Source organism: Acinetobacter guerrae, from assembly GCF_009372255.1.
GTDB lineage: Bacteria > Pseudomonadota > Gammaproteobacteria > Pseudomonadales > Moraxellaceae > Acinetobacter > Acinetobacter guerrae.
This window is the reverse complement of record NZ_LXGN01000034.1, coordinates 49827-62556: the sequence shown is the minus strand read 5'-3', so window position 1 is coordinate 62556 and position 12730 is coordinate 49827. Positions and strand designations below refer to the sequence as shown.

General features: G+C 40.2%; 11 protein-coding genes. 3 read left to right on the top strand and 8 right to left on the bottom strand.

Features of this window, described 5'->3' with window-relative positions; all coding sequences use genetic code 11:
- Position 1 precedes the first annotated feature (1 nt).
- The 6 genes from cyoD to ppsA all read right to left on the bottom strand — a co-directional run bounded on the left by cyoD (position 2) and on the right by ppsA (position 7521).
- Positions 2-331 (bottom strand): cytochrome o ubiquinol oxidase subunit IV, encoded by a 330-nt coding sequence (cyoD, locus tag A7A69_RS09835; protein ID WP_120369032.1) that lies wholly within the window; start codon positions 329-331, stop codon positions 2-4.
- On the bottom strand, positions 331-951 hold the full coding sequence (gene cyoC, locus A7A69_RS09830) for a cytochrome o ubiquinol oxidase subunit III (RefSeq protein ID WP_120369033.1): 621 nt from the start codon (positions 949-951) through the stop codon (positions 331-333). The genes cyoD and cyoC overlap by 1 nt, the downstream gene beginning before the upstream one ends.
- 4 nt (positions 952-955) lie before the next feature.
- A complete protein-coding gene (gene cyoB / locus A7A69_RS09825; protein WP_120369034.1) occupies positions 956-2944 on the bottom strand; it encodes a cytochrome o ubiquinol oxidase subunit I in 1989 nt (662 codons plus the stop codon).
- Between the two features lie 3 nt (positions 2945-2947).
- Positions 2948-4003: a ubiquinol oxidase subunit II gene (gene cyoA / locus A7A69_RS09820; protein WP_152877273.1), complete on the bottom strand. Its 1056-nt coding sequence runs from the start codon at positions 4001-4003 to the stop codon at positions 2948-2950.
- Positions 4004-4297: 294 nt separating this feature from the next.
- Positions 4298-5065, bottom strand: coding sequence for an RDD family protein (locus A7A69_RS09815; protein WP_152877271.1), 768 nt, complete (start codon positions 5063-5065; stop codon positions 4298-4300).
- A 68-nt stretch (positions 5066-5133) separates the two neighbouring features.
- A complete protein-coding gene (ppsA, locus tag A7A69_RS09810) occupies positions 5134-7521 on the bottom strand; it encodes a phosphoenolpyruvate synthase (protein WP_171499495.1) in 2388 nt (795 codons plus the stop codon).
- A gap of 149 nt (positions 7522-7670) precedes the next feature.
- Between ppsA and ppsR the strand changes: the two genes are divergently transcribed.
- Positions 7671-8507, top strand: a complete 837-nt coding sequence (gene ppsR, locus A7A69_RS09805; RefSeq protein ID WP_120369037.1) for a posphoenolpyruvate synthetase regulatory kinase/phosphorylase PpsR — start codon at positions 7671-7673, stop codon at positions 8505-8507.
- A gap of 115 nt (positions 8508-8622) precedes the next feature.
- On the opposite strand, the gene A7A69_RS09800 is transcribed toward ppsR, so the two are convergent.
- On the bottom strand, positions 8623-9624 hold the full coding sequence (locus tag A7A69_RS09800; protein WP_152877269.1) for an LLM class flavin-dependent oxidoreductase: 1002 nt from the start codon (positions 9622-9624) through the stop codon (positions 8623-8625).
- 151 nt (positions 9625-9775) lie between these two features.
- Positions 9776-10216: a glycine zipper domain-containing protein gene (locus tag A7A69_RS09795; protein ID WP_120369039.1), complete on the bottom strand. Its 441-nt coding sequence runs from the start codon at positions 10214-10216 to the stop codon at positions 9776-9778.
- Between the two features lie 364 nt (positions 10217-10580).
- Here A7A69_RS09795 and prfA point away from each other — a divergent pair, with 364 nt between their 5' ends.
- Both prfA and prmC read left to right on the top strand, forming a co-directional pair.
- Positions 10581-11669 (top strand): peptide chain release factor 1, encoded by a 1089-nt coding sequence (gene prfA, locus A7A69_RS09790; protein WP_152877267.1) that lies wholly within the window; start codon positions 10581-10583, stop codon positions 11667-11669.
- On the top strand, positions 11669-12487 hold the full coding sequence (gene prmC / locus A7A69_RS09785; protein WP_152877265.1) for a peptide chain release factor N(5)-glutamine methyltransferase: 819 nt from the start codon (positions 11669-11671) through the stop codon (positions 12485-12487). Before prfA ends, prmC begins: the two co-directional genes overlap by 1 nt.
- Positions 12488-12730: the final 243 nt, after the last annotated feature.

Below are 12730 nucleotides of genomic sequence, written 5' to 3'. Positions count from 1 at the left end.
TTTAGATCATCATATTGAAGTGTAGATAGTTCATGATCCATACAGAACCGATCAAAAGAACGGCAATACATAGAATGGTATAAACGAATGCGATCAGATTCCAACGCTGTTCAGAAGAGGTATTCATGTGCAAGAAAAACACAAGCTGTACCAATACCTGAGCAACTGCTGTAATACCGATAACTGTCATTAAAAGACCACGGGAAAAACCACCTGCCATCACCATCCCGAAAGGGATGATGGTGAGAAGAACAGATAAAATAAACCCGATTGTATATTGTTTGAAGTTACCGTGAGATGCACCAGCAGCATTATGATCGTGACTACTCATTAGAGAACTCCCATTAAGTAAACGACGCTGAATACACAGATCCATACGATGTCAAGGAAGTGCCAGAACAAGCTTAGGCAAGCTAGACGACGAGTATTTGGAAGTGTCAGACCTTTGGTTTTGATCTGATACATTAATACAATCATCCACACCAAACCAGAAGTTACGTGAATACCGTGTGTTCCAACTAAAGTAAAGAACGAAGATAAAAACGCGCTTGTGCTTGGGCCATATCCTTCATGAACTAAATGATGAAATTCATAAAGTTCCATACCAATGAAAGATGCACCAAAGATAAATGTGATAAATAACCACATAATCACTTGATTGACATTCTTTTTGTATGAAGCCAAAACTGCAAAACCAAATGTTACAGATGAGATTAAGAGAGCAAAGGTTTCAGTTAAAACGAAACCTAAAGACTCACCAAAAAGCTCATGTGCACTTGGCGTACCTGGTGGAACATGGCTGCTCAAAACAGCGAACGCGATGAAGAGTGTACCGAATAAAATCAAGTCACTCATCAAGTATGTCCAGAAACCAAAGACCGTTAAATCGGTATCATCATGTTCATGATGACCGTCATGGTCATGGTTGTCGTGATGAAGTACTTCAGCCATATCCTTAGTCCTTCTTCAAGTGTTTTTCAAGTAACGCATAGCGCTCATTTTCAATGCGCTCAACTTCAGCAGCTGGTACATAGTAATCCACTTCTTTAGTGAATGAACTACGAATAAAGCTGATAATAGCGGCAATGAAAGATACTGCAACTAGCCACCAGATATGCCAGATCAATGCAAAGCCCATCAATGTAATAAACATTGCAATGACGAAACCTGCTGCACGGTCGGTTGGCATATGAATGTCTTCGTATTTGGCAGGACGTGCATACGCAACACCATTTTCTTTGTCTGTCCAGAAACGATCGACACCGTTTGCTTCAGGAACTTGCGCAAAGTTATAAAATGGAGCTGGAGATGAAGTCGACCATTCGATAGTACGACTGTCCCACGGGTCACCTGTATGATCCATGTTTTGATGACGTTGTAAGAAACCTACAATGATTTGCATCAAGAAACATGCAATACCAATAGCAACTAACACAGCACCAAATAATGCAATCGCCAAGTACGGATCCCACTCTGGGTTGTCATATGTATTCAAACGACGAGTCATACCCATGAAACCAAGGATATAAAGTGGCATGAATGCAAAATAGAAACCAAAGAACCAGAACCAGAACGCCGCTTTACCCCAAGCCTCATTTAACTTCCAGCCAAACATTTTTGGCCAGTAGAAAATGATACCAGCGAACATACCAAACACTACACCACCAATAATTACGTTATGGAAGTGAGCGATAAGGAACAATGAGTTGTGTACAAGGAAATCCGCAGGTGGAACCGCCATTAATACACCAGTCAAACCACCGATACCGAAAGTGACAAGGAAGCCAAGCGTCCACAACATAGGTGTTGTGAATGAAATGCGGCCTTTGTACATGGTAAATAACCAAGAGAAGATTTTAACCCCTGTCGGGATTGCAATAATCATGGTCATAATACCGAAGAATGCATTGACGTTTGCACCAGCACCCATAGTAAAGAAGTGGTGAAGCCATACAACAAATGCTAATACAGTAATTGCAATTGTTGCATATACCATTGATTTGTAACCAAACAATGCTTTGCGTGAGAATGTTGCAACAATCTCTGAATACAAACCAAATGCTGGTAATACCAAGATATATACTTCTGGGTGACCCCAAGTCCAAATCAAGTTCACATACAGCATTGGGCTACCGCCAAGCTCGTTCGTGAAGAAATGGAAACCGAAATAACGGTCAAGGGTTAGCATTGCAAGTGTAGCTGTAAGTACAGGGAATGATGCAATAATCAAAACGGCTGTACACAGTGAAGTCCACGTAAAAATAGGCATGTCCATAAGTTTCATGCCAGGTGCGCGCATTTTGATGATGGTAACAAAGAAGTTAACACCAGACAAAAGCGTACCAAGACCAGAAACCTGAAGTGCCCAGATATAGTAGTCAACACCCACACCTGGAGAATACTGGATACCTGAAAGTGGAGGGTATGCCATCCAACCAGTCGCAGCAAATTCACCCAATACAAGCGAAGCCATCATCAGGCCAGCTGCACCAGCAAATAACCAAAAACTTAATGAGTTAAGTAATGGAAAGGCTACGTCACGTGCACCAATTTGTAGAGGTACAGAAATGTTCATCATACCTACAACAAGACCCATCGCTACGAAGAAGATCATGATTACGCCATGGGCAGTAAAGATCTGGTCGTAGTGATCGGGATGTAGATAACCTTCACCGCCACCTTTAGCAAGGAACAGTTGAAGACGCATCATGATCGCATCTGCGAAACCACGCAACAGCATGACCACAGAGATAAGGATATACATGATACCAATTTTTTTATGGTCTACCGATGTAAACCACTCTTTCCAGAGATATCCCCATTTTTTGAAATAGGTGATACCGCCTAAAACTGCAATTGCACCAACAGCCATCAAGACCATTGTCACTAGTACAATTGGCTCTTTAGGGATAGAGTCCCATCCGAGTTTACCTAATAACAACATGGCTTATTCCTCTACAGAAGCAGTTGCATTAGCATTATGAGCTTCAGAACCATGTTCAGCATTTGCTTTATGGTCTGTACCGTGGTAGTTGCTCATATATCTGTTAATGACAGTTTCAAACAAGTTTGGTTCAACTGAAGAATAGTAAGTCACAGGATGTGGCTTAGTCGGGAATGGCTTCATTGCTTCAGCTTTTGCTAAGGCATCTGTATCACCAGCAGCTTCAGCACGATGTACCAATGCTTCGATCTGATGTTTAGAACGATCCCCATCTTTCAGAGTTGCAAGCTCAGCTTGATCAAGCGTACCTTTTTGAATGGCCTGTGCATTAATGCTAGTGCCTTTACCCGCTTTAACAGCTTCTACCCATTGAGCAAAATCAGTTTCAGTCACACTATGTGCTTTAAAGCGCATTTGCGAGAAACCATAGCCTGAGTAGTTAGACGAGAAACCACGATATTCGCCAGTTTCATTCGCTAATAAATGGAGATGGGTTTGCATACCCGCCATTGCATAAATTTGGCCACCTAACGCTGGAATGAAGAAAGAGTTCATTGTAAAGTTAGATGTAATTTTAAAGCTTAATGGTGTTTTCTCTGGGAAACGTACTTCATTTACTGTCGCAATATTTTGTTCAGGATAAATAAAAATCCATTTAAACTGTTCAGCAATAACCTGAATCGTTAAAGGCGCTTTATCTGAATCTAGAGGACGGTAAGGGTCGTACTTGTGGGAACCCCACCAAGTTAACCAAGCTAAAATACCAATAATAATGACAGGAACACCCCAGACTACAATTTCAATTGCAGTTGAGTGCGCCCATGTAGGTTTATAGTCTGCATCTTTATTTGACGCGCGATATTTCCAACCAAACCATAACGCCATAATGATTGAAGGAATTACAACCAATAGCATTAAGTAGATCGCAGTCATCATCAGGTTACTTTGACCTTCAGCAACTGGACCTTTAGAGTTTAGAAGTACTAAATCACCACCACACCCTGTTAAAAGTGCGGAAATCGCGGATAAAGACAATACAGCTAAAATCGTTTGTCTCATTTTACAACCTCGGTGAAGAGTCCCATTCCCTAAGTAAATTGGGGATAGCGATAAAAGTGTCGCATGATGGAGAAGAATGAATACTTTTAAAGTACATATTTCTCTATCATGTGACACAGCTATGTTGTAGGGCATTATGCCTGATATCGTGAAACTAAGCTACTTGAAAGTGACGTTAAATATTTGTTATGAAACCCGATTTATTTGGTTGGTTTTATATTTTAGATTGCTTGTTAAAAACTAAAAATTTCATATGTTTATAAGAAAATAAGGAGTGATAATTCACTCCTTATTTTATTTTTTTAAGCTTATAACTTTGGTTTTTGCAAGTCTATCATGCAAGCTATTGTTTCCTTTGGAGAAAAATAGAACAATATCTGCAATGAAAATAATAACTAAGAGTGGTAATAAACTAATTAATTGAGAAAGGATCACGAACAAAAATGAACGTATAAAAAAACCGCGGAACTGGCCTGGTAATTTATACGTAGTTGCATCAACAATTTGTAAATGAAATATTTTTTTCCCTATAGATTGACCTGAACGGGCAATAAAAAAGTTTTGTAAAAATAACAATCCAAGTGTATAGACTAATAAAGCAACAGGAATCCATGTTGGCATGTTATCACGCATGGCTTCGGCAATTTTAATTTGCTGCTCTACATCAAAACTCGTGGTCTGTTGTAAAAGGTCATGTGGTAAAAAAAGCATTGTCACAATAATTTGTGGCAAAGTGAGCAAAGCTAAATCTACAAGTTTAGCTGAAATACGCTTGCTAACAGGAGCAGCAGTTGCTTTGGCTGTCTGATTGACTTTAATGTCGCGAATGACATCATTGTGGCTATTATTTGGCGTGTCAAAAATTGAACCAGTTGTTGAAAGATTTTCAGGCTGATAGACAAGTTTACCTTGAGTTAATTCACCTAAGGCTCTCCATTCAGTCATACCTTCGTGCCATGCCAAGTCAGTTAACAACACTTGCTGGCTGGCGAGCATCTGGTTCAATTGTTCTAATGTATAAGGACCAGCCTGTTGGTTATTTCTTGCCAAGTAAATTTGCATAAGTTTTAAATCTCAACAGCTTAAAGATGAAAAAGACCCCACGCGAGGGTCTTTTTTATAAAGTTAAGTTACGCTTGCTTGTCTTTATCTTCTGCAAGGAAGAACCATGTTTCCAAAACAGAGTCTGGGTTTAGTGAAACAGTTTCGATGCCTTGTTCCATGAGCCATTTAGCAAGATCTGGGTGATCCGATGGACCTTGACCACAAATACCAATGTATTTACCTGCTTTACGACATGCATGAATTGCCATTGAAAGAAGAGCTTTTACTGCTGGATCGCGTTCATCAAATAGATGTGAAACGATACCAGAGTCACGATCCAGACCTAGTGTTAATTGAGTTAAGTCATTAGAACCAATTGAGAAACCATCAAAATGCTCAAGGAATTGTTCAGCCAATAGTGCATTGGTAGGCAATTCACACATCATGATGACTTTCAGACCATTCTCACCACGCTTCAAGCCATTTTGAGCTAAAAGTTCAATTACACGTTTTGCTTCAGAAACTGTACGCACAAATGGAATCATAATTTGAATGTTGGTCAAGCCCATTTCGTCACGTGCTTTTTTCAAGGCACGACATTCAAGCTCAAAGCAATCACGGAAGTTGTCAGATACATAACGGCTTGCACCACGGAAACCCAACATTGGGTTTTCTTCTTCTGGTTCGTAAAGTTTACCGCCAATGAGGTTTGCATATTCATTGGATTTGAAGTCTGACATACGAACAATAACTGGCTTTTCAGCAAAGGCAGCTGCAAGTGTTGCAATACCTTCAACCAGTTTTTCTACATAGAATTCAACTGGAGAAGAATAACCTGCCGTACGTGCCATTACCGCTGCACGTGTTTCGCGTGGCAAGCTTTCAATATTAAGTAATGCTTTTGGATGTACGCCGATCATACGGTTAATGATGAACTCAAGACGAGCTAGACCAATACCACCGTTTGGAATTTGAGCAAAGTCAAATGCACGATCAGGGTTACCGACATTCATCATAATTTTGAATGGAAGTTTTGGCATAGATTCAATTGAATTACGTTGAATTTCAAAATCCAGCGCACTTTCATAAATAAAGCCCGTATCACCTTCGGCACAAGAAACAGTGACTTCTTGACCATCAGTTAAAACTTCTGTGGCATTGCCTGTACCAACAATCGCAGGAACACCTAATTCACGTGCAATAATTGCAGCGTGGCAAGTACGACCCCCACGGTTGGTGACAATTGCCGCAGCACGTTTCATCACTGGCTCCCAGTCTGGGTCAGTCATATCTGAAACAAGAACGTCACCTGGCTGGACTTTATCCATTTCTTTAATCGAGGTGACAACACGTACTTTACCAGAGCCAATACGTTGACCAATTGAACGACCTTCACACAACACTGTGCCGCGTTGCTTAAGTAAATAGCGTTCCATTGTGCCGACACTTTGACGACTTTTTACTGTTTCAGGACGCGCCTGAACAATATAAATTTGACCATCATCGCCATCTTTCGCCCATTCAATGTCCATTGGAGCACCATAATGGTCTTCAATAATCATAGCTTGTTTGGCAAGTTCTTGGAGTTCGTGATCATTTAGCGCAAATTGTTGGCGATCTTGTTTTTCAACATCAACAACAACGACTGATTTACCCGCAGAACCTTCTTCACCATAAATCATTTTTTGGTGTTTTGAACCCAGGTTACGACGTAATACAGAATGTTTGCCATTTTTTAGAAGTGGTTTTGATAAGTAAAATTCGTCAGGGTTTACTGCACCTTGAACGACCATTTCACCCAAACCATAAGATGCGGTGATGAATACGACATCACGGAAACCAGATTCGGTATCTAGCGTGAACATAACACCCGCAGCACCAGTTTCTGAACGTACCATGCGTTGTATACCCGCAGATAAAGCAACGATGTCATGGGCAAAACCCTGATGTACACGGTATGCAATCGCACGGTCATTATATAAAGATGCAAATACTTCTTTAATTGCAATCAAAATATTATCAATACCGCGAATATTCAAAAACGTTTCTTGTTGACCCGCAAAAGAAGCATCAGGTAAATCTTCAGCAGTCGCAGATGAACGAACGGCAACCGCGATGTCAGGGTTGCCGTTTGAAAGTGCGGTAAAAGCGTCACGTACTTCTTTTTCTAATGCTGGAATGAGAGGAGTATCTACAATCCATTGACGGATTTTTGCGCCAGTTTCGGCAAGGGCATTGACATCATCAACATTCAATTGATCGAGTTCTGCCTGAATTTTTGCGTTTAGACCGCTTTGCTCAAGGAACTCACGATAAGCAGCAGCAGTTGTGGCAAAGCCACCCGGTACAGACACACCAGCATTGGATAAATGGCTGATCATTTCACCTAGAGATGAGTTTTTCCCACCCACGAGTTCTACATCGTGTTTCCCTAATTTTTCCAGACCGATTACGCGCGCTTCCAAAGTTTTCACTCCACTTTTCCAGTATTAATTACTATCTTGGCATGAAGAAAAGATATTAATGTGCTTAGGATTTTGATTTACTCTAAGCGACAGTCATGTAAGATCAGCTTACTATAAAGATTATATAGCACTAAGACAAATGTTTGAGGAGATTTTTCATGTCGGATAGTAAACAAATTAAGCGGAGTGTGTTTTTTATTTCAGATGGAACCGCGATTACGGCTGAAACCCTCGGACATTCTTTATTGGCACAGTTTCCCAACGTAGATTTTGATATTCATATTATTCCGTATATTACATCAGAAGAAGCGGCAATGAATGTAGTTGCTGAAATCAATAGTTGCCAGTCTAAAGACCAAACTTTGCCTTTGGTGTTTGATACTTTGGTCGATCCTAATGTTCGAGAAATCATTAATACAGCCAAAGCGGTAAATTTAGATGTGTTTGAAGGGCTAATTAGTAAACTCGAACAAGAGCTTGGTACGCCACCTACGACTTTAGTGGGGCAAACTCATGCCGTGACCGATTCTGAATATTATAAAGCCCGTATTGATGCGGTTCATTTTGCTTTGGACAATGATGATGGGGCGCGTACACGCCATTATGATAAAGCTGATATTATCCTGATAGGTGTGTCACGCTCGGGTAAAACACCAACGTCAATCTATCTTTCGTTGCAGTTTGGAATTCGTGTCGCAAACTATCCACTTACGGAAGAAGATTTAGATGACAACCGTTTGCCAAAAGTATTGAAAGAGCATAAGAACAAGCTGTTTGGTTTAATGATTGATGCTGAACGTTTGGTTGCGATTCGTAATGAGCGTAAGGCGAATAGCCGTTATGCAAGCTTCAGTCAATGTCAGATGGAGTTACGTGCGATTGAGGGGATTTTTATTTCAGAAGGGATTCCGTACTTAAATGTAACTGAAATGTCGATTGAAGAAATTTCAACGCGTATTTTACAAACCACAGGTTTGAAACGTCGTATTGGTTAATAAATTTACAGGTAATTCGATTTTAATCATTAAAAGAATTTGATTAAGCTTTAAAAATGATCGAGGAAATAAGTGAATTTTCATTTATTTCCTCTTTTGCTTATTTATAAAGGATTTAGCTATTTTTGATATCCATCAACAGACTAAAGTTTTCTAAACGCTTTTGAGTGTCATAAATGTCACAAGTAAAGATGAATTCATCAACTTCGACATGTTCTAACAAATCTTGCAAACCTGCTTTTACAGTTGATGGTGAACCAACTTGAGCCAATGCATAAAAGTTATTAACTGAGATGCGCTCGGCAGGTGTCCAGATATTTTCCATAGAATCTACAGGTGGTTTTAGTTTTAAACTTTGTCCTCGCATTAGACCCAATACACGTTGATAAGCACTGGTTGCTAAATGTTGTGCTTCAGCATCAGTTTTCGCTATAACAGTAGGAACACCAATTGAAACATAAGGATGATCTAAATATTCAGATGGTTGAAAATTTTCTCGATACAACTGTACGGCCTGCGACAGCATACGTGGTGCAAAATGTGATGCAAAAGAATAAGGCAGACCTAAACGAGCAGCAAGCTGTGCACTAAATAAGCTTGAGCCAAGTAGCCAGACAGGAACGTGCGTGCCATGTCCCGGAGTTGCCACAATTTTTTGATTTGGAGTAGGATCTTTGAAATATTGCAAAATTTCGAGGACGTCTTGTGGAAATTGATCTTCTGTTTCCTGACGACCACGGCGCAAGGCACGCATGGTAAGTTGATCTGTTCCGGGTGCACGGCCCAAACCTAATTCAATACGATTAGGATACAACGTTGCTAAGGTACCAAACTGTTCTGCAACGACTAAAGGTGCATGGTTGGGGAGCATGACACCGCCGGAGCCTAAACGGATAGACTGTGTATTTGCTGCAATATAACCAATCAATACAGCGGTGGCAGAACTGGCAATGCCATCCATATTATGATGTTCAGCCAACCATAAACGTTCATATCCAAGTTTTTCTGCATGCTGTGCAAGCTCTAAGGCATGCTGTAAGGAAAAATGAACACTTTGATCATTCCGGATTGGGGCAAGTTCAAGAATAGAAAATTGTGTTTCTTTTAAGGAAGGCATAAAAAATTCTCGGGAACTATATATCGATATTTTACGATTTATAAGGAATTTTGTATATCGTTTTTTTTCGATTTATGCAGCTATTTGTAAATATAATGCATAAAAAAAGCACCCAGAGAAGGGTGCTTGATTCGTTTCGTCATTCGTGAAATTAACGATGACGGTAATGACGATGATGTCTGTTCCAGCTACGAGAATTGTTATAGCGTTTTTCTTCTGCCTTGTCTTTGGCAATTTTATTACCCAACGCTGAACCGCCTGCTGCACCTAGGGCTGAACCAATATAACCACCAGAAGTTCCACCTACATTTTTACCAACAGTATAGCCACCCACACCGCCTAAGCCACCACCAATCGCAGATTCTGTACGGTTACGCTTATTACTTGCAACTGCTGCACCACCAGCACCACCAATCGCAGAGCCAATCATAGCGCCTGTATTGCCACCCATTTGGTTACCTAGTGCTGTACCAACCACACTGCCTAGTGCTGAAGTTGCTGCAACGCGGGTAGTATTATCAGCGTGAGCATTGATTGCAAACATAGAAGAAATTGCCAATACACTACTCAATAATAAGTTGTTTGCTTTCATTTTAAATCTCCGTGTCCTAGCAGAAGGACTTTATCTATTTCGTTGTAGCAAATGTAACAAAAGGATTCACTGGAATTGTGGAGATTAGCGTTGTTATTTTTACAGAGTACTCGTGTTTTGTATGCTTTCTATTAAAAGTGTCTAATAAAACGGCAAAAACGATCAATTTAAACTGTAATGTGAAGAAAAAGTGAAAAGCAGGAAATATGAGTTTGCTTATGACTAGCCAAATATAAGCTTATCTATGTTCTTTAACTGTCATAATCGGTAAACTATGCGCAATTTTAGCATTTGACGTTTTTTTATCTCGACAAGTTACACGTGATGAGATGACTGAACATTTTATTTTGAGATACATCCACTTATGAAAGAATCATTACGTTTACGATTGGATCAACTCTGTGATCGTTATGAAGAGTTGACTGCATTATTGGCAGATGCAGAAGTCATTTCTGATAATAAACGGTTTCGTAAATTATCACGTGAACACAGTGATTTGTCAGAAATGGTGGAGGTTTGGGGCAAATACCGTCAGGCTGAACAAGATATTATTACGGCAGAAGATATGTTGGCCGATCCTGACTTTAAGGATATGGCGCAAGAGGAAATCAAGGAAAATCGTAGCTTGATTGAACAGCTTGAAGCTGATTTGAATATTTTGATGATTCCTAAAGATCCCAATGACGCAAACTCTGCTTATCTTGAAGTTCGAGCAGGTACGGGCGGCGATGAAGCTGCAATTTTCTCAGGTGATTTATTTCGCATGTATAGTAAATATGCAGAGTCTAAAGGCTGGCGTATTGAAGTGTTATCTGAAAATGAAGGCGAACATGGAGGCTATAAAGAGGTCATTTGCCGTGTTGATGGTGATGGTGTCTATGGTCGCTTAAAGTTTGAAAGTGGTGCGCATCGTGTACAACGTGTGCCTGCAACTGAGTCGCAGGGACGCGTGCATACTTCTGCCTGTACAGTCGCAATCTTGCCCGAAGTAGATGTAGATACAACCGTTGAAATCAATCCTGCTGATTTGCGTATAGATACTTATCGTGCATCGGGTGCGGGTGGTCAGCATATTAACAAAACTGACTCTGCCGTGCGTATTACCCATATTCCAACAGGTGTTGTGGTCGAATGTCAGGAAGAACGTTCTCAGCATAAAAACAAAGCCAAAGCGATGGCTTTATTGGTTTCACGTCTTGAAAATGCAAAACGCGCTGCACAGGAAACAGCAACCTCGGAAATGCGTCGTGATTTAGTCGGATCTGGAGATCGCTCAGAACGCATTCGTACTTATAATTACCCACAAGGTCGAATGACCGATCATCGTATTAATTTAACCTTATATAAGTTAGACGCGATTATGGAAGGTGATTTGACTGAGCTTTTAGATAGTTTACATCGTGAATATCAAGCAGATCAGTTGGCCATGTTGGCGCAAGAGAATGGCGGCTGATGAAAATCGGACAAGCCTTAAATCTGCGTGGCGAAGCTGATAGTTATGAACGTCAGGAAGCTATGTGGTTGCTTGAACATGTTCTAAAACTTAATGTACTTGAATTGAAAATGCGTCAAATGCAAGTATTGACGCATGAGCAAGAACACGCCTTTTTAGATGGTCTGATGCGTTTATCTAAAGGCGAGCCATTGGCTTATATTATTGGTACGCAACCTTTCTGGAGTTTGGATCTTCATGTAACTCCAGATACGTTAGTACCGCGTCCAGATACTGAAATTTTGATTGAGACGGTACTTTCTCTGGATTTGCCATTTCAAACTTCAATGGTAGATTTAGGTACGGGTACAGGTGCAATTGCTTTATCTTTAGCAAAAGAGCGACCTGACTGGAAAGTTTTAGCGACGGATATATATTTTCCAACGCTTGAAGTTGCTCAAAATAATGCACATAAACATGGTTTGAATCAGGTTACATTTATTTGTAGTGCATGGTTTGAAGCCATTCCTACGCAAAAATTCGATTTAATCGCTTCTAATCCACCATATATCGATGCAAATGATGAACACATGGTAAATCTGGGAACAGAACCACGTCGGGCGTTGGTTGCAGAGCATCTTGGTCTTGCTGACTTGGAACATATTATTGATCAAGCACCGAACTGGCTAAATGCTGACGCATGGCTAGTGCTTGAACATGGTTTTGATCAAGGTGAGTCGGTTCGCGAGTTATTGCAAAATCGTGGTTTTAGTCGTGTACAGACTCGAAAAGACTATGGTGGCAATGACCGTATTAGTTTGGGACAGTGGAAAATTTAAATAAATTCTATATAGATACAGTTTTACTTTATCATTTTGCTCGATAAGCACTCGAATTTAGCCTTGTGCATTTTTAAAAAGCAGGGCAAAAATATTCAGACTATTAACATTTAAACTGTCCATTTAGTAAGAATAGTAAGCTGATTGCGTATTCTTCTTAATATTGAAAGTGTGCAATTATATTCAAATCATTGATTGATCAATTGCTTAGCTTTTTACTTCGTTGATAATGAATATTTGACT

What these genes read in the sequence shown, in the direction of transcription:
- cyoD (WP_120369032.1), bottom strand. Translation starts at nt 331, where the DNA reads ATGAGTAGTCACGATCATAATGCTGCTGGTGCATCTCACGGTAACTTC.
- cyoC (WP_120369033.1), bottom strand. Translation starts at nt 951, where the DNA reads ATGGCTGAAGTACTTCATCACGACAACCATGACCATGACGGTCATCAT.
- cyoB (WP_120369034.1), bottom strand. Translation starts at nt 2,944, where the DNA reads ATGTTGTTATTAGGTAAACTCGGATGGGACTCTATCCCTAAAGAGCCA.
- cyoA (WP_152877273.1), bottom strand. Translation starts at nt 4,003, where the DNA reads ATGAGACAAACGATTTTAGCTGTATTGTCTTTATCCGCGATTTCCGCA.
- A7A69_RS09815 (WP_152877271.1), bottom strand. Translation starts at nt 5,065, where the DNA reads ATGCAAATTTACTTGGCAAGAAATAACCAACAGGCTGGTCCTTATACA.
- ppsR (WP_120369037.1), top strand. Translation starts at nt 7,671, where the DNA reads ATGTCGGATAGTAAACAAATTAAGCGGAGTGTGTTTTTTATTTCAGAT.
- A7A69_RS09800 (WP_152877269.1), bottom strand. Translation starts at nt 9,624, where the DNA reads ATGCCTTCCTTAAAAGAAACACAATTTTCTATTCTTGAACTTGCCCCA.
- A7A69_RS09795 (WP_120369039.1), bottom strand. Translation starts at nt 10,216, where the DNA reads ATGAAAGCAAACAACTTATTATTGAGTAGTGTATTGGCAATTTCTTCT.
- prfA (WP_152877267.1), top strand. Translation starts at nt 10,581, where the DNA reads ATGAAAGAATCATTACGTTTACGATTGGATCAACTCTGTGATCGTTAT.
- prmC (WP_152877265.1), top strand. Translation starts at nt 11,669, where the DNA reads ATGAAAATCGGACAAGCCTTAAATCTGCGTGGCGAAGCTGATAGTTAT.